General features: G+C 71.6%; 17 protein-coding genes and 1 pseudogene. 10 read left to right on the top strand and 8 right to left on the bottom strand.

Annotated elements, in window-relative coordinates; translation table 11 throughout:
• From G6045_RS30945 to G6045_RS30925, 5 genes are all read left to right on the top strand, one after another.
• The coding region (locus G6045_RS30945) for a 4'-phosphopantetheinyl transferase superfamily protein (protein WP_165335471.1) at positions 1-1,545 on the top strand (1,545 nt) is incomplete at its 5' end.
• Positions 1,542-1,835, top strand: a complete 294-nt coding sequence (locus tag G6045_RS30940; protein WP_165335470.1) for an acyl carrier protein — start codon at positions 1,542-1,544, stop codon at positions 1,833-1,835. The genes G6045_RS30945 and G6045_RS30940, both read left to right, overlap by 4 nt.
• Positions 1,832-2,638, top strand: coding sequence for an alpha/beta fold hydrolase (locus tag G6045_RS30935; RefSeq protein ID WP_165335469.1), 807 nt, complete (start codon positions 1,832-1,834; stop codon positions 2,636-2,638). Before G6045_RS30940 ends, G6045_RS30935 begins: the two co-directional genes overlap by 4 nt.
• Positions 2,635-3,792: a glycosyltransferase gene (locus tag G6045_RS30930; protein WP_165335468.1), complete on the top strand. Its 1,158-nt coding sequence runs from the start codon at positions 2,635-2,637 to the stop codon at positions 3,790-3,792. Before G6045_RS30935 ends, G6045_RS30930 begins: the two co-directional genes overlap by 4 nt.
• Before the next feature lie 34 nt (positions 3,793-3,826).
• On the top strand, positions 3,827-4,930 hold the full coding sequence (locus G6045_RS30925) for a class I SAM-dependent methyltransferase (RefSeq protein ID WP_165335467.1): 1,104 nt from the start codon (positions 3,827-3,829) through the stop codon (positions 4,928-4,930).
• 18 nt (positions 4,931-4,948) lie between these two features.
• On the opposite strand, the gene G6045_RS30920 is transcribed toward G6045_RS30925, so the two are convergent.
• Both G6045_RS30920 and G6045_RS30915 read right to left on the bottom strand, forming a co-directional pair.
• Positions 4,949-5,794 (bottom strand): class I SAM-dependent methyltransferase, encoded by an 846-nt coding sequence (locus G6045_RS30920; protein ID WP_165335466.1) that lies wholly within the window; start codon positions 5,792-5,794, stop codon positions 4,949-4,951.
• Positions 5,795-5,999: 205 nt separating this feature from the next.
• The gene (locus G6045_RS30915; RefSeq protein ID WP_165335465.1) at positions 6,000-7,199 is read right to left on the bottom strand and encodes a bifunctional adenosylcobinamide kinase/adenosylcobinamide-phosphate guanylyltransferase; all 1,200 of its coding nucleotides are present in this window, start codon (positions 7,197-7,199) and stop codon (positions 6,000-6,002) included.
• Positions 7,200-7,313: 114 nt separating this feature from the next.
• Here G6045_RS30915 and G6045_RS30910 point away from each other — a divergent pair.
• Positions 7,314-7,523 (top strand): annotated as a pseudogene (locus G6045_RS30910) (hypothetical protein); the annotation flags it as partial.
• A 124-nt stretch (positions 7,524-7,647) separates the two neighbouring features.
• Here the strand turns inward: G6045_RS30910 and G6045_RS30905 are convergent.
• From G6045_RS30905 to G6045_RS30890, 4 genes are read right to left on the bottom strand one after another with little or no spacing between them, the layout of a single operon-like run.
• Positions 7,648-8,730, bottom strand: a complete 1,083-nt coding sequence (locus G6045_RS30905) for a S1C family serine protease (protein ID WP_165335463.1) — start codon at positions 8,728-8,730, stop codon at positions 7,648-7,650.
• A gap of 51 nt (positions 8,731-8,781) precedes the next feature.
• Positions 8,782-10,551, bottom strand: coding sequence for an ABC transporter ATP-binding protein (locus tag G6045_RS30900; RefSeq protein ID WP_165335462.1), 1,770 nt, complete (start codon positions 10,549-10,551; stop codon positions 8,782-8,784).
• Between the two features lie 45 nt (positions 10,552-10,596).
• The gene (locus G6045_RS30895) at positions 10,597-11,340 is read right to left on the bottom strand and encodes a class I SAM-dependent methyltransferase (protein ID WP_165335461.1); all 744 of its coding nucleotides are present in this window, start codon (positions 11,338-11,340) and stop codon (positions 10,597-10,599) included.
• A gap of 44 nt (positions 11,341-11,384) precedes the next feature.
• Positions 11,385-11,978, bottom strand: a complete 594-nt coding sequence (locus G6045_RS30890) for a DUF3043 domain-containing protein (RefSeq protein WP_165335460.1) — start codon at positions 11,976-11,978, stop codon at positions 11,385-11,387.
• A gap of 341 nt (positions 11,979-12,319) precedes the next feature.
• On the opposite strand from G6045_RS30890, the gene G6045_RS30885 reads away from it, so the two are divergent.
• Together G6045_RS30885 and pspAA are read left to right on the top strand one after the other, a co-directional pair.
• A complete protein-coding gene (locus G6045_RS30885; RefSeq protein WP_165335459.1) occupies positions 12,320-13,117 on the top strand; it encodes a PspA/IM30 family protein in 798 nt (265 codons plus the stop codon).
• A gap of 60 nt (positions 13,118-13,177) precedes the next feature.
• Positions 13,178-13,456 (top strand): PspA-associated protein PspAA, encoded by a 279-nt coding sequence (gene pspAA / locus G6045_RS30880; protein ID WP_165335458.1) that lies wholly within the window; start codon positions 13,178-13,180, stop codon positions 13,454-13,456.
• Between the two features lie 127 nt (positions 13,457-13,583).
• On the opposite strand, the gene G6045_RS30875 is transcribed toward pspAA, so the two are convergent.
• Positions 13,584-14,180 (bottom strand): TetR/AcrR family transcriptional regulator, encoded by a 597-nt coding sequence (locus G6045_RS30875; RefSeq protein ID WP_165335457.1) that lies wholly within the window; start codon positions 14,178-14,180, stop codon positions 13,584-13,586.
• A gap of 160 nt (positions 14,181-14,340) precedes the next feature.
• Here G6045_RS30875 and G6045_RS30870 point away from each other — a divergent pair, with 160 nt between their 5' ends.
• Positions 14,341-15,210, top strand: a complete 870-nt coding sequence (locus tag G6045_RS30870) for an NmrA family NAD(P)-binding protein (protein WP_165335456.1) — start codon at positions 14,341-14,343, stop codon at positions 15,208-15,210.
• Here G6045_RS30870 and G6045_RS30865 read toward each other — a convergent pair.
• Entirely contained in the window at positions 15,207-15,803 is a 597-nt protein-coding gene (locus tag G6045_RS30865) for a TetR/AcrR family transcriptional regulator (RefSeq protein ID WP_165335455.1), read from the bottom strand. The genes G6045_RS30870 and G6045_RS30865 overlap by 4 nt on opposite strands.
• A 76-nt stretch (positions 15,804-15,879) precedes the next feature.
• Here G6045_RS30865 and G6045_RS30860 point away from each other — a divergent pair, with 76 nt between their 5' ends.
• Positions 15,880-16,686, top strand: a complete 807-nt coding sequence (locus G6045_RS30860) for a class I SAM-dependent methyltransferase (protein WP_165335454.1) — start codon at positions 15,880-15,882, stop codon at positions 16,684-16,686.
• The last annotated feature ends 93 nt before the right edge of the window (positions 16,687-16,779 follow it).

Genomic DNA, 16,779 nt, shown 5'->3' with positions numbered 1-16,779 from the left:
CCCTTCACCATCTCCCTCGCCACCCTCCCGTACCTCACCGACCACTGCTTCTTCCGTCAGCGCCCCAACTGGCCCGACGTCGCCGACCGTTGGCCGGTCGTGCCCGCCACCACCCTGATCCAGCTGATGGCGGACGCGCTGCCGAAGACCGGCGCGCCCCTGAGAGCTGTACGCGACGCCCGCTTCCTGGAGTGGGCCGTCGCCGAGCCCGCGCAGGACGTCGTCATCGAAGCCGTCGTCGAGGCGCCCGGCCGGTACGCCGTCTCCTTCGGCCGGCACGCACGGGCCACCCTGGAGACCGGAGAGCACGGGACACCCCCGAGCGCCTGGCGCCCGCCCGCCGAGGAGCGCCGGCCCACCACCAGCGCACAGGAGATGTACGACGAGCGCTGGATGTTCCACGGCCCGCTGTTCCGCGGCGTCAGCGAGATCCTCGCGCTCGGCGACCGGCACGTACGCGGCGCCCTGACCACCCCGCCCGCACCCGGCGCCCTGCTCGACAACGTCGGCCAGCTGCTCGGTTACTGGCTGATGGCCACCCACACCGACCGCACCGTGGTCTTCCCGGTCGGGATCAAGCAGGCCCGCTTCTTCGGTCCGCATCCCGAGCCGGGCACGCGGCTCGACTGCCACATCCGGATCACCGCGCTCACCGAGACCGTCCTCGAAGCCGACGTGCAGCTCGTCCACGACGGGCAGGTCTGGGCCGAGATCCACGGCTGGCAGGACCGCCGCTTCGACTCGCCGCCCGAGACCGACCAGGTCAAACGGTTCCCCGAGCGCAGCACCCTCGCCACCGAGCAGAGCGGCGGCTGGCAGCTGGTCTTCGAGTACTGGCCCGACCCCGCCTCACGCGAGCTGATGATGCGCAACCAGCTCGCCGGCGACGAACGCACCGCCTTCGCCCAGCACCCCCCGCGCGGCAAGCGCCAGTGGCTGCTCGGCCGGATCGCCGCCAAGGACGCGGTGCGCCGCCTGCTGTGGGCCGGCGGCGAAGGCCCCGTCTTCCCCGGCGAGGTGCGCATCGCCAACGAGCCGAGCGGACGCCCGTACGCGTACGGGGTGCACGGCCGCCAACTTCCGCACCTCGACGTCTCGTTGGCGCACTGCCAGGAGGCCGCCGTCGCCCTCGTACGGCCGAAGGGGCCGGTCGGGATCGACATCGAGGAGATCACCGAGCGGCCCCCGGCCACCGTCGACGCGGTGCTCGGCGCCGGCGAACACGGGCTGTACCAGGAGCTCGGCGCGGACCCCGAGGCACTGACGAGGATCTGGGCCGCCAAGGAAGCCGCATCGAAGGCCGAGGGCACCGGGATCCAGGGCCGCCCGCGGGACTTCGAGGCCGCCGCCGACGGACCGGACGCGCTGCGGGTCCGTACCCCGTCGGGCGCCACCCACCGCGTACGGCTCACCACCGCCGCCAACCCGCCGGGCCTGCCCGCCCGCACGTACGTCGTCGCCTGGACCGAGCCCTCAGCCGCCGAGCCCTCGGTCACCGAGCCCTCAGCCCCCGAAGCCAACGCCCCCGAGGAGCCCACGTCATGACCAGCCCCGCCACCGTCGACGAAGAGGCCGTGCTCGCCGAGATCGGCGGCGCCCTGCGTGCCGTACTGGACGACCTGGAGTTCGAGGACGCCCCGATCACCCGCGAGACCCGCTTCGTGGAGGATCTCGACCTGGAGTCGATCGACCTGGTGACCCTCACCTCGGAGCTGCGCGGACGCTACGGCGACCGGGTCGACTTCCCGGCCTGGTTCGCCTCGCTCGAACTCTCCGAGATCATCGGCCTCACCGTGGGACAGCTCGCCGACTACATCGTGGGGCGCCTGCGATGACCCGTCTCGACGCGGGCGACCTGCGGTTCAACGTGGAGCGGCTCGGCGAGGGCGGCCGGGAGACCGTGGTCCTGGTGCACGGCATCGCCACGGACAACCTGACGAGCTACTACTTCACCGTGGCCCCCGAGTTCGCCGCCGCGGGCTACGACGTCGTGATGTACGACCAGCGCGGCCACGGCCGCAGCGCACGGCCGCCGCACGGTTACGGCATCGAGGACTTCTCCGGCGATCTCGCCCTGCTGCTCGACGAGTTGGGCGTCACCGGACCCGTCCACCTCGTCGGCAACTCCTTCGGCGGGACGGTCGCCCTCGACTACGCCCTGCACCACCCGGGCCGCGTCGCGAGCGTCCTGATGGTGGAGTCCGAGCCGCCCACCGACGCCTGGGCGCGGAAGATGAGCGGACTGCTCGCCGGATCCGCGTACCAGCTGCACGACGAGCGCACCCTGCCGTGGATCGAGGAGACCTACGGCCGGCACGAGGCGCGTCTGGTGCGCTGGTCGATGCGGCTGCTTCACGGCACCTCGATCGCCGAGGACATCGCCGCCAGCCGTATCCCCGACGAACAGTCCTGGCGCGGCCTCGACGTGCCGGTCCTCGCGGTGTACGGGGCGAACTCGGACCTCGCCGACATGGCCGACTGGCTGCGCGGACTGCTCCCGCGCTGCCGCACCCACACCGTGCACGGCCACGGGCACTCGGTCCTGGTCGGCACCCCCGAGACGATCGGCCCGCTGCTGCTCGACTGGGTACGCGAGGGACACAAGGAGCTGCTGGAAGCAGGGGTGCCCGCGCCATGAGCCGTTTCCTCTTCGTGGTGCCGCCGCTCGTCGGCCACATCAACCCCACCGTCAGCGTCGCCGCCGAACTCGCCGGGCGCGGGCACCGGGTGGCGTGGGCCGGACTCCCGCGGTTCGTCGAGGAGCTCGCGGGTCCGGAGGCCGAGGTGTACCCGTGTGAGATCCCCGGGCTCCTCGAGCGGCCGACCGAGCTGCGGGGTGCGGCCGCTTTGCAGTTCCTGTGGCAGGAGTTCTTCGTGCCGCTCGCCGACGCCATGGCACCCGGAGTGGAGCAGGCGGTACGGGAGTTCGGCCCCGACGTGATCGTGTCCGACCAGCAGACCCTGGCGGGCGCGCTGGTCGCCGAACGGCTCGGCATCCCGTACGTCACCTCGTCCACCACCTCCGCCGAGTTCAGCGACGCCCTCGACGGGATGCCGAAGATCGGCGAGTGGGTCGCCTCGCTCGTAGCGGAGCTGCGCGACCGTATCGGCGATCCGGCCCGTACGCACGACCCGCGCTTCTCGCCGGACCTCGTCCTCGCCTTCACCACACCGGAACTCGCGGGGGACGGCGCGTACGGCGACGAGGTGCGCTTCGTCGGGCCCGCGCTCACCCGCCGGCCCGCCGGGGACTTCCCCTGGCAGTGGCTCGACGAAGACCGGGCCACCGTGCTGGTCTCGCTCGGCACGGCCAATACGGATGTCGGCGCGCGCTTCCTCGCCGAGTGCGCCGCGGCCGTACGGGAGCGGGGCCGGCGGGTCCAGGCGGTGATCGCCGACCCGGGCGGCGTCCTGACGGCGGAGTCCGACACTGATGTGCTCGTCCTGCCGCACATCCCCCAACTCGCCCTCCTGGAACGGGCGTCGGCCGTCATCAGCCACGCCGGGCACAACACCGTCGCCGAGTCCCTGTGGCACGGCGTCCCGCTGGTCGTCGCCCCCATCCGCGACGACCAGCCCCTGGTCGCCGCACAGGTCACCGCGGCCGGCGCGGGGGTGCGGGTGCGGTTCGGGCGCAGCGGGCGCCGGCAGATCGGGGCGGCTCTCGACGCCGTACTGGAAGAGACGCAGTACCGGGAGGCGGCCCGCGCGATCGGGGCCTCCTTCCGCGCGGCGGGCGGAGCGGCAGCCGCGGCCACCCAGCTGGAGAAGTTCGCCGTGGACCGGCGCTGACCGTAACCGCTTGAGTTCGCAAGGGAGACAGAGCATGGCAACCACCTCCGAGACCGAGACCGTCGAGCAGCACCGGGCCGAGCGGGACGCGCGTGTCGCGGCACTGCGGCCCGCCTACCAGGCCGAGCTGGCCCTGGGCATGGACCGGCTCTTCGAGGACCGGCGCGAGACCTGCCCGTGGTGCGAGTCCAAGCGCCTCAAGGTGCGCCTGAAGACCGCGGACTACCTGCAGGCCAAGCCCGGCACCTTCGTCCTCGACCAGTGCGCGGACTGCCGCCACATCTTCCAGAACCCGCAGCTGAGCAAGGCCGGTCTGGACTTCTACTACCGGGATTTCTACGAGGGCCTCTTCGAGAAGGAGCTCGGCGCCGCGTTCGACAGCGCCGGCGGCGACACCGGCCAGCGGCACATCGACCGCGCGAAGGCGATGCTCACGCATCTGCGCCCCGGGCGCTGGCTCGACGTCGGCACGGCGGCCGGCGAGTTCTGCGCGGGCGCCAAGAAGGTGCTGCCCGACACGGTCTTCGACGGACTCGACGTCGGCGCCAACGTCCTCAAGGCCAAGGAGAACGGCCGGATCGAGACCGCGTACCAGGGCTTTCTGCCCGAGCACGCCGAGACGCTGGCCGGCCGGTACGACGCGGTGAGCATGTTCCACGTCCTGGAGCACACCGTCGACCAGCGGGCCGAACTCGAAGCGGCACGCAAGGTGCTGCGCTCCGGCGGACACCTCATGATCGAGGTGCCGGACCCCGAGTCGCACTTCGCCAAGCTGCTCGGCAAGTACTGGGTGCCGTGGTTCCAGCCCCAGCACCTGCACTTCGTGAGCATCGGCAACCTCAACCGTGCGCTGCGCGACATGGGCTTCACCGTGGTCGCCGTCGACCGCCGCGAGCCGCATATCCCCTTCGACCTGCTCGGCGGGTTCGGCCTGATGCTCCTGCGCTTCCTGCCGTTCCGCAACGAGCCGTGGCTCAGCAAGAAGCCGGGCCGCAACGGGACCCGGCTGTGCAAGCTGTTCTTCACCCTGGGCGTGCCGTTCTTCCCGGTGCTGCACTTCCTCGACCGGGCGCTGGCCCCCCTCCTGCGCCGCACCGGCTTCTCCAACGCCTACCGGGTCGTGGCCCGCAAGAACTGAACGCCCTGAGGCGTACGGCTACTTGAACCGCACCAGCGTCACCGCCGGTGCGAACGAGCGGTACACCGGGATGCGGTACTGGTGCTGGACCAGCTTGCCCAGCGCCCCGCGTCCCGGTGGCAGCTGCACCGCGCGCACCTCGGCGATCGACGGATGGGCCGAGTGCAACTTGGGGCGCTCGTCCGGGGCCATCGACCAGTGCATCGGCGGGATCGTCAGCTTGCCGACCTTCAGCTTCCCCTCACGGGTCAGCTTGGTCACCCAGCGAGGCATCGAGTCCAGGACCATCACCCCGCCCGGCAGCCGCTCGGCGCACGCGGCGAGGATCTCCCGTACCTCCGCGGGCTTGAGATACATCAGCAGGCCCTGCGCCGTCACGATCACGCCGCGCGAGGGATCCTCGATCGCGTCCAGCCAGCTCAGGTCCGTCACGGACTTCGGGACGATCCGGTGCCGGGGGTGCTCGGGAAGCAGCCGGCCGCGCAGCTCGGCGCCTTCCGGGAGCTCCACGCTCAGCCAGTTCAGGCGCCCGTTGTCCACGCGCCAGAAGCTGGTCTCCAGACCCTCGCCGAGCGCGACGACACTCGCGTCGGGCCGGCGCGCCGTGTAGTTGGCGACCGACCGGTCGAAGCAGAGCGAGCGCAGCCCCTGGGTCTGCGCGAACAGCGGATGCGGCGGTCCGAGCTTCTCCTCGAAGGGGTAGTCGAGGGTGTCGACGAGACGGATGGCGAGCGGATCGTGCAGGACGGCATCGGGACGGCGGGCCTCGCAGGCCCGGTTCCACAGCGTCCACAGCAGGGTCTCCGGTACGCCGTCGAGTGCGGGGCGTACCCGGGCGGTCTGCGGTGCGAGGGTCTCGGTCATGCCCGACAGCCCACGCCACCGGCGCGCGGGCGGCAAGGCGACACTCACGGGCGGCGCGGCGGCGTACCCGCCCGGATGAGCCGCGCGGGCATTGCCACGTCGCCCGGGCTCAGCCCCCCAGCACCGCCACGTCGCCTGCGGCTCAGCCTTGCGGCACCGCCACGTCGCCCGGCTCAGCCCCGCAGCACCGTCACGCCGCCCGTGCTCAGCCCCGCAGCACCATCGCCTGCCCCGCGACCACGAGGAGCACGTGCTCGCATTCGCCCGCGAACGCCGCGTTGAGACGGCCGAGTTCATCGCGGAACCGCCGGCCCGAAGCGGTCGCGGGCACGACCCCGGAGCCCACCTCGTTCGACACGGCGACGACGGTACGTGTCGACTGCCGGACCGCACCCACGAGTTGGGCCACCTGCTCGCGCAGCGCACGGTCGCCGCCCGCGGCCCACTTCGCGTCGTCCCAGGCCTCGACCTTGTCCATCGCGTCGGTCAGCCACAGGGAGAGGCAGTCGATGAGCAGCGGCGGCCCGTCGGCCTCGAGCAGCGGGACGAGATCGCAGGTCTCCGTGGTCCGCCAGGATCCCGGCCTGCGCTCGCGGTGCAGCCTTATCCGGTCGGCCCAGTCCGAGTCCCCGTCGCGTACGCCGCCGGTCGCCACGTACACGACCTCGGGGAAGGACTCGAGCCGCCGCTCGGCCTCCACGGACTTGCCCGAACGCGCCCCGCCGAGCACCAGCGTGCGGCGCGGCAGATCGGGTACGGCGTGGTATTCGCCGACCACGAGCGTCGTACCGTCCGGCACCGCGCGGGCCCCCGCCGCGGCGAGGCGGCGGTGCAACTCGGGCCCGGGCGGGGCGTCATGGTCGAGATGGACGGCGAGCACATCCGTCGTCGCCGCCACCGCACCGCCCGCCCGCAGCTTCGCCAGCGCGTCCGGGCGGCCCACGACATCGGCCAGGACCATGTCGTACGGCTCCGGGCGCTCGACCTCACCGGCGGGCGAGGCGCCGGGCGGCAGGTAGAGGAGCGATCCGCCGTCGGGGCTCGTCACCTCGTACCCCGTGCCCGGGTGGTCGAGGGCGACCGCGCGCACCCGGTGCCCGTCGAGAAGCGCCAGCTCGCGGCCGTCCGGCACCCGGCCCGCACGCGGCAGTCCGGCCGGGTGCTCGACGGCCGGGCCGTCGTGGGGGTGCGAGAGCAGCACCTGCTGCACCGCGGACAGGGAATGACCGGAGCGTGCCGCGGCGAAGGCGGCGCCCGGGGTGAGGTCGAGCAGCAGTACGCCGTCCACGAGCAGGGCGGTCGCCGAGCGTGCGTACGCGCCGAGCGCACTGGCGCAGGCCGCGCAGGGGCAGTCGGGGCGGGGCAGTCCGGCCGGGGCGCCGGTGCCGAGCAGAGTCAGTTCCACAAGGCGATCCTCCCGCGTCGGTATGGGTCGTGCGCGCCCGGATAGGCTGCACTTCAGCTGGGTGGCACCTTGCCATCTGCGGTCGGATCCTGAACCGGTTCTTTGGAGGCTGACATGAGCGCTTGGTTGTGGCGGTTCGAGAAGTCCGACGGCACCGAGGTCGAACCGGCCGTGGCGCCGGACGAGTTCACCACCCAGGGCGACGCGGAGTCCTGGATCGGTGAGTACTGGAAGGACCTGCTCGCCGGCGGGGCCGACCAGGTCCATCTCTTCGAGGACACGACGAAGATCTACGGGCCGATGAGCCTGCACGCGGAGACGGCCGCGGACTCCGAGGCCGACTCCGGCGCCGGCACGGAGAAGACCGGTACGGAGAAGACCGGCGCGGAGACGGCGGAGGCCTGAGACCGGGGCGGTGCGGGGGCCCTCGCCCCCGCACCCGCAGCCCTCACATCTCGCCCAGCGTGACCTCGGCCGTCTCGCGCGAGCCGTCATGGTCGTACGTCACCGAGACCTTGTCGCCCGGCTTCTTCGCCGCCAGGGCCTCCGACAGGGAGGTGATCGTGGAGATGTCCTCGTCGGCGAAGCGCGTGATCACATCGCCCGCCTCGAGCCCCGCGTCGGCCGCGGCGCCGCCCGACTCGACCTCGACCACCGCGACACCCGCCGGCTTGTAGTCGTCGCCGAGGACCGTACGGCCCGAGATGCCGAGCGCGGCCCGGCCGGAGTCGGTGACCTCGCCGTCCTTGACGATCTGTCCCGCGATCGTCTGCACCATCGAGGACGGGATCGCGAACCCGATGCCGGGAGCCGCGCTGTCGCCCATCTCCGGGTCGGTCGCCGCGAGTGTCGGGATGCCGACGACCTCGCCGTCGAGGTTGACCAGGGCGCCGCCGCTGTTGCCGGGGTTGATGGCCGCCGAGGTCTGCACCATGTTGGCGATCGTGGCGCCCGGGCTGCCGCCGGTGCGCGGTTCGCTGACGGTGCGGCCGGTCGCCGAGACGATGCCCTGCGTCACGCTGGAGGACAGACCGAGCGGCGAGCCCATCGCCAGGACGATCTGGCCGACCTCGACCTTCGAGGAGTCCCCGAGCTTCGCGGCCTTCAGATTGCTCGGAGGGTTCTCCAGCTGGATCACGGCGAGGTCCTGCTCGGGATAGCTGGAGACCAGCTTCGCCGCGAGCTCCTTGCCGCCGGTCGCCGCGGTGACCTTGAAGGCCTTGGTGTCGCCGACGACATGCGCGTTGGTGACGATATGGCCCTTGTCGTCGTACACGACGCCGGATCCGAGACTGTCCCCCGCGGTGATCTGCACGACGGACGGCAGCACGTCCTTGATCACCTCGATGTAGTCCTCCTGCAGGGCGGCCCCGTCCTTACGGGCGACGGCAGCGGCCTGCGTGGTCGAGTCGGCCTCGGCCGACGAGGACCCCGAGCCCGAGCAGCCGGCAAGGAGGGCTGCGGCGCCGAGCGCGGCGGTGAGGGGGACGGCTATCCGGGGGAGCGAACGAGGGGTACGAGTTCGGTTCATATCCGGATTGTCGGCATCGTGCCACCCGTTCGGCCTTCTGTACGGGTCCGATCAGGTGGCCCCCGACGCCGTGGAAGCGAGGAACTGCGTCGCGGCCAGCTCCCCGTACAGCGGATCGGACGCCACCAGCTCCCGATGCGTCCCCACCGCCCGTACCCGCCCCGCGTCCATCACCACGATCCGGTCGGCGAGCGTCACCGTGGACAGCCGGTGCGCCACGACCAGGACGGTCACTTCGCGCGAGACCTCGGCGACCACATCGCGCAGCGCCAGCTCGTTGACCGCGTCGAGCTGCGAGGTGGCCTCGTCGAGCAGCAGCAGCCGGGGCTTGCGCAGGAGCGCCCGTGCGATGGCCACCCGCTGCCGCTCACCGCCCGAGAGCTGCGAGCCGCGATGCCCGACGAGCGAGTCCAGGCCCTCGGGCAGCCGCTCCACGAGGGCGTCGAGGCGGGCCCGTACGAGAACGTCCCGGATCTCCTCGTCGGGGACCTGCGGCGCCGCGAACAGCAGGTTCTCGCGCAGGGTGCCCGCGAGGACCGGGGCGTCCTGCTCCACGTAACCGATCTGGGCGCGCAGATCGGCCAGCGGCCAGGAGCGCACGTCCGTGCCGTCCACGAGAACCCGCCCGCCGGACGCCTCGTAGAACCGCTCGATCAGACCGAACACGGTGGTCTTGCCCGCCCCGGACGGCCCGACGAAGGCGGTCATCCCGGGGCCGGGCACCTCGAAGCTCACGCCGTGATGGACATACGGGAGCCCGTCCCGGTAGCGGAAACGCACGTCGTCGAAGACGACGGAGGCGGGCGTGGTGTCCCGGGGCGCGGACGGCTCACCGGTCTCCTCGGTCTCCATCCGCTCGGCCTGCACGATCCGGGCGACCGCGGCGGCGCCCACCTGGTACTGGGTGGCGGCCTCGACCAGGCTCGAGACGGGCGCGATCAAGTAGAAGAGGAAGAGCAGGAAGGCCACGAGCGTCGATACGGAGATCGCCCCCGACGCCACCCGCGCGCCGCCGATCCCGAGGACCGCGAGGAAGGACACCTGGACGGCCAGGCCGACCGAACTCGACGCCACGGCCTGCCACTTGGCGGAGCGCACACCGTGCCGCCATGCCTCCCGCGCGGCCGTTTCGACGGCTGCGGACTCGCGCTGTTCGGCGCCTGAGGCCTTCACCGTACGGAAGGCTCCGAAGGCCCGTTCAAGGGCGGTGGATATCGCGCCGACCGCCTCCTGCGCCTTCGCGGTGGCCTTCGAGATCTTCGGCATCACCAGGGCCACGACCCCGCCGATCAGCACGATCACGCCGACCGTCACCCCGAGCAGAACCGCGTCCATCAAGCCCATCAGGACGATGGTGGCGATGAACGTGAGCCCACCGGACACGGCGGAGACCACGGACTGGGTGGTGACGGCGCGAAGGAGCGTGGTGTCGGAGGTGACCCGGGACATCAGATCGCCGGGCTGGGTCCGCTCGACCTCCGTGATCCTCAGCCTGAGCAGCCGTCCGACGAGGGAGCGGCGGGCGGCGAGCACCACGGACTCCGCGGTCCGCTCCAGGACGTACGCACCGACGGCCTCGACCGCCGTTCCCGCCACCACCAGCGCGGTGAGCAGCAGCAGGACGCCGGCGATCGACTCGTCCCCGCCCAGCCGGTCCACCAGCGCCTTCGCGGCGAGCGGCTGGGCGAGCCCGGTCACCGCGCCGACCAGCGTGAGCAGCGCGCCGAGCGCCACGATCCAACGGTGCGGACGGAAATGCCGGTAGAGGGCACGCCAGGTCTCGCGGGCGGGCAGTTTCTCCGGCTGCTGTGGGTCGCTCACGTACGAGGGGACGCGGCGGACACCCCCGGTGCCTGAGTGGCGGCGTCAGCCCCGTACACCGCACAGGTGCATCAGGGCCGCGACCTGCCGGTACGGATCCGTCCGCCCCGCCCGCTCCTCCGCGAGCAGCAGCCGCTCGAACTCCTCGCCCGACGGGGGCTCGGCGCCGTCCGCGGCCTGGTCCGTGAACACCCGTACCCCGTACCAGGCGTGCAGCGGCGCACCGATACCGGCGAGCGACGCGGTGAGCGTGGCGAGACGGTCCGCTCGTACGGTCAGACCGAGCCTGTTCTCGTACACGGGGGAGTCGAAGGCCGCGAGCGCGGTGTCCCACCGGCCGGCGAGGCCGGGCCGCATCGCGAGCGCGTCCGCGTTCCGTACGAGCAGCGAGAGCAGTCCGCCGGGCGCCAGCATTCGCGCGAGACCGGCGAGCAGCGCGTCCGGCTCCTCGACGTACATCAGCACGCCATGGCAGAGCACCACGTCGAACGCGCCGGGCAGGAAGTGCACCCCGGTGTCGCGGCCGTCGCCCTGGAGCAGCCGGACCCGCTCGCGGATCCCGGCCGGCTCCTCGTCGAGCGCCGTACGCGCGGCGACCAGCATCGCCGGATCGGACTCCAGACCGGTCACCTGGTGACCGGCCCGGGCCAGGCGCAGGGCCTGCGTGCCCTGGCCCATGCCGACGTCGAGGATCCGAAGCCGCCGGCCGACGGCGAAGTGCTGGGCTATCTGTTCGTCGAGCTGCCGGGCCACGAGCTCCTGGCGGACCGCGTCACGCAGTCCGCCCATGAGCTCGAGCCATTTCTCGGCGCCCCCCGTGAACGACTCCGCGCTCAGGGCCGCTCTCCGCGCTTGACCTGCGGCTTGGGCAGGCGCAGGCGACGCATCTGGAGGGTACGCATCAGGGCGTAGGCGACGGCGCCGCGCTTCGGCTCGTCCGGGAAGCGCTCACGGAGCTGCTTCTTCAGACGGATGCCGATACCGATCGAGTCGATGATGATCAGCAGGATCACACCGAGCCAGAGCAGCAGCGCGATGTTCTGCAGCTGCGCGTTCCGCAGCATGCTGAGCACCAGGATGATCACGGCGAGCGGCAGGAAGTACTCGGCGATACAGAAGCGCGAGTCCACGAAGTCACGGGCGAACTTGCGCACAGGACCCTTGTCACGGGCCGGCAAGTACCGCTCGTCACCGCTGGCGAGGGCCGCGCGCTGCTTGGCCATGTCCGCACGGCGCGCTTCGCGCGTGCGCTTGGCCGCGTCCTTGCGGTTCGTCGGCGTATGGGCCACGCTGCGGCGCTGCGACTGAGCCTGGCTGCGCTTGGGAGTGGGGCGACCCTTGGGAGCCTGCGGGTCGCGGGGCGTCTGGGAGTCGACCGGCGCCTGAGCGGCGGGGGTCTTCTCATTCTTGGAGCGGCTACCGAACACGAAACCCAAGGGTACGGGGTCTTGCGCATGGACCACAGCCCGCGGGGGAACGATCCGACAACGCCGGACGTCAATACAGGGGCGCAACGGGAAGTACAGGGTCGTACCGCACAGGGCGGCCCGGGGGTGGTGCGAGCGGTTCCGGGAAACGTCCCTTGCGTTCCCCTGAGAGCCACCTACTCCCTACGCCGGAGCGGGCGGGGCCGTACTTCGTCCTTGGGGAGGAGCGCATCCGCACACGAACAGTGCGGTAATGGAGGCAGGGCCCGTAGGCTGGGTTCTGTCGCAGTGCTGGAGCTGGACAACGGCTGGATCAGTCAAGAAGGGGGCGCGCGAAGCCCATGAGCGGTGTCATGAAGCGTATGGGGATGATCTTCCGCGCGAAGGCGAACAAGGCCTTGGACCGGGCCGAGGACCCGCGCGAGACCCTCGATTACTCGTACCAGAAGCAGCTGGAGCTGCTGCAGAAGGTGCGCCGCGGCGTCGCCGATGTGGCGACCAGCCGCAAGCGCCTCGAACTGCAGCTGAACCAGCTGCAGTCGCAGTCCTCCAAGCTGGAGGACCAGGGGCGCAAGGCGCTCGCGCTCGGCCGTGAGGACCTGGCGCGCGAAGCGCTCTCCCGCCGGTCCGCGCTGCAGCAGCAGGTCACGGACCTGGAGACGCAGCACCAGACGCTGCAGGGCGAGGAGGAGAAGCTCACGCTCGCCGCCCAGCGCCTGCAGGCCAAGGTCGATGCCTTCCGTACGAAGAAGGAGACCATCAAGGCCACCTACACCGCGGCCCAGGCGCAGACCCGGATCGCGGAGTCCTTCTCGGGCATCTCCGAGGAGATGAGCGATGTCGGCACCGCCATCCAGCGCGCCGAGGACAAGACGGCGCAGCTGCAGGCCCGCGCCGGCGCCATCGACGAGCTGCTCGCCTCGGGCGCCCTGGACGACGCCTCGGGCCTGGCCCGCGACGACATCCAGTCCGAGCTCGACCGGCTCTCCGGCGGTACGGACGTGGAGCTGGAGCTCGCCCGCATGAAGGCCGAGCTGGCCGGCGGCAGCACGCCGAATCAGCAGGCCATCGAGGGTGGCAACGGGGGCCAGGCGCAGCAGCCGCAGGACACCCCCCGTCCCCGCTTCGACAAGCAGTAAAGCGCCCCACCACCAGGCCTCGGGACCTCTTCGAAGGACTTACTTCATAAGGAGAGCGACATGATCGTACGGATCATGGGGGAGGGGCAGGTGAAGCTGGCCGACAGCCACTTCACCGAGCTGAACAAGCTGGACGACGAACTGCTCGAGGAGATGGAGAACGGCGACGGCCCCGGCTTCCGCCGTACCCTCCACGCTCTGCTCGACAAGGTGCGCGAACTGGGCGAACCGCTCCCGGACGACGCACTCGAACCCTCGGAGCTGATCCTGCCTCCGCCGGACGCGAGCCTCGAAGAGGTCCGCGAAATGCTCAGCGACGACGGTCTGATCCCCGGCTGACGCCGCCGGGGGTGTGGGGCAGCAGCTCCACAATGGGCGTCGCCCACTCCAGCACCACCGCAAGCGCTCCGCGCCCCCCCGCCGTCCGGCGAGGTGCGGGGCGCTTTCGCGTGGGGGCGGGGACTCGTCATCCGCCGGAAGCGGAGGAGTGCCCTCGGATTCCGTCCAGGACGTACATGGTGCGGCGGTCGTAGTCGTCCCGGGAAGGCCGCTCGCCGTGCTTGAGGGCGAGGGCGTTGTCGAGGACGAGGGCGTGGAGGTCGCCCGCGGTGAACTCTGGCCGCAGCACACCAAAGGCCCGCGCCGCCGCGACGAGTTCCTCGTTGGCCTCGCTTCCGGCCCGGCAGATTTCCATGAGCTGCCGCGAGTGCGGATATGTCTGCAACAGGACGTCGTTGAAGGCGGGCTGGCGGTACTGGAGGTCGCGGAGCGCGGTGAGGTAGTACGTGATCCTCTCGCCGACGTCGTCGATGGTCCGGGTGCGGTCGATGACGGTGAACAGCTCGCTCGCCACGACCTCTTCGATGACGGCTTCGATGAGGCCGATCCGCCCGCCGAACCGGTTGAAGATCGTGGCCTTGCTCACCCCTGCCGCCTTGGCGACCTCCTCCAGCGGCACGGTCAGGCCCTGTCCCTGGAAGGCGCCGATCGCGGCCGAGCGGATCTGTGCGGAATTGCGCCGGGCGTCGGCACGCAGCCGGGGTTCCGAAGCCGCACCGGCCATGGCTCTCTCACCGTCTCTTCCTGTCACCCACGTCGTAATTTGACTCGCCGAGTCAGTTTACCTACGGTCGCAGACGGAAGAGAAACTGACCCGCTTGGTCAACTTACGATCCCGCGCACCGCCGGGACGGGCACCGTGGGCGCTCAGGAAGGTCAAGAACATGATCGTTGTCACCGGCGCGACCGGCGGCCTTGGCGGGGCCACCGTCGAGCACCTCCTTGCCCGCGTACCTGCCGACCGGATCGCTGTCAGCGTCCGGGACACCGCCAAGGCGCAGCACTTCGCCGACCGTGGCGTGCGGGTGCGGCAGGGCTCCTACGAGGACGCGGCCGCGCTGCGTGACGCGTTCGAGGGTGCCGAGCAGGTCCTTCTGGTGTCCGGCAACGACCCGGCCGCCGACATGGTCGGCCTGCACCGCAATGCCGTCGAAGCCGCGGTCGCCGCCGGCGCCGGGCGGATCCTCTACACGAGCCAGCAGGGCGCCGTCCCCGGCAATCCGTACCGGCCGTCGGACATCCACATCGCCACCGAGGCGATCCTCGCCGACTCCGGGGTCGCATGGACCGCACTGCGCAACGGCGCGTACGGCCCGCTCGATCAGGTTCTCGGCCCGTGGCAGCGCACCGGCGCGATCGCCCAGCCGGAAGACGGCCCCGTCCCGTATACCGACCGTGCCGACATAGCCGAGGCCACAGCGGTCGTCCTCGCCGGTGACCGCACCTTCGACGGACCCGTCACCCTCACCGCGCCGACCGCCCTCACCTTCGACGATCTCGCCAAGATCGCCTCCGGCCTCACCGGCAGCACGGTCAAGCGGATCGTCCTGGACGACGAACAGTGGGTGGCCGACCAGATCACGGCCGGCGTACCGGAGCAGCTGGCCCGGCTCATGCTCACCTGGTACCAGGCAGCCCGGGCGGGCTACTTCGCCGATGCCGCCCCTTGGCTGGCCGAACTCCTCGGCCGCGAGCCCCGCACCGCCGCTCACCGGCTCGCGGCCGACTGGCGCGCAGTGGGCGACAGGCCCTAACTCCGCTCCCGTACGACTGCCGCGATCACCGTCGACACCACGCCGGCCACCTCCTCCTCGGACGGCGGCCCGCTGTGCCGGTCGGCGAAGAGCAGGTGGCCGGCGCCGACGAGGGTGGGCGCGAGGACCCGTACGTCGGCCTCGGCGGCGATGCGTCCGTACTCCTGCTCGGCGGTGAGGTACCCGGCGATCATCGCCGTCGCCTCGGTGAGCAGCGGCACCCCGCTCGGCGTGCCCTCGCGCAGCCGGGCGCGCAGGACGTCGCGCGAGGTGATCAGGCCGACGAGTGCGACGGCCACGGTCTGGAACACCTCGGTGAGCGCACCGGCCAGCCGCGCGGTGACCCTGCCGGTCCCCGCGGACTCCCACAGCTCGTGCGACTGGAGCTGCACGCGCACGATCCGATTCCGTACGAGCTCGGCGAGGAAGTCGTCGAAATCGGTGAAGTGCCGGTGCAGCACGCCCTTGGCGCACCCGGCCTCCGTGGTGACGGCCCGGCTGGTCAGGGCGCTGGGCCCGTCCCGGAGCAGTACCCGCTCGGCGGCGGCGAAGAGCTGCTCGCGAACATCCCTGATGGCGACGCCAGTTGGCACGGTGCCGGGGTCCTCTCCTGTCGAGCGCTCGTCACGCCGCTTGTCGAGTGGTCAAGTGCCCACTTAAGGTGGGCGCATGCCCACTATCCCTGCCGGCGAGCCCCACCGCCAACGACAGATGGCCGAATCCTTCGGCACGGACGCGGCACGCTACGACCGCGCACGCCCGCGCTACCCGGCCGAGATGATCGACCGCATCGTCGCGCAGAGCCCCGGCCGCGCGCTCCTCGACGTCGGCTGCGGTACGGGGATCGCGGCCCGGCAGTTCCAGGCGGCGGGCTGTACGGTCCTCGGCGTCGAACCGGACGCCCGCATGGCCGAGTTCGCACGCTCGCGGGGGCTCGATGCCGAGGTGTCGGCCTTCGAGGCGTGGGATCCGGCGGGCCGGACCTTCGACACCGTCGTCTCCGGCCAGGCCTGGCACTGGATCGACCCCGTGGCGGGCGCGGCCAAGGCGGCTTCCGTCCTGCGCCCGGGCGGGCGGCTCGCCCTCTTCTGGAACGCCTTCCGCCTCCCGCCGCCGGTCGCCGACGCGCTCATCACGGCCTGCCGCGCCGCGCTGCCGGACGCACCCTTCGACCTGAACGCCCTGGGCGGTCAACCCGTCGGCGCGTACAGCCCCGTCCTGGCGAAGGCCTCCGAGGGCATCACGGCAGCGGGCGGCTTCAGCACCCCCACCGAGTGGACCTGCACCTGGTCCCGCGACTACACCCGCACCGAATACCTCGACCAGTTCCCCACCTCGGGCGTGGCGGCCCGCCTCGCACCCGAGGCCCTGGCCTCGATCCTCGAGAGGGTGGGCACGGCGATCGACGGTCTGGGCGGCTCGTTCACGATGGAGTACACGACAGCGGTGCTGACTTCCAGCCCCTGCGGCGATTGAGCAGATCCGAACGAAGTTCGGATGCGGGGTCCAGGCGCAGCCCCGGTTTCGGGAAGGCCGCCCCACCTGCACCCGAAGTCCACCGCACCCCGC

Origin of the sequence: Streptomyces mesophilus, from assembly GCF_011044995.1 — a bacterium.
Lineage (GTDB): Bacteria > Actinomycetota > Actinomycetes > Streptomycetales > Streptomycetaceae > Streptomyces > Streptomyces mesophilus.
This window is presented reverse-complemented; position numbering and strand designations above follow the sequence as displayed.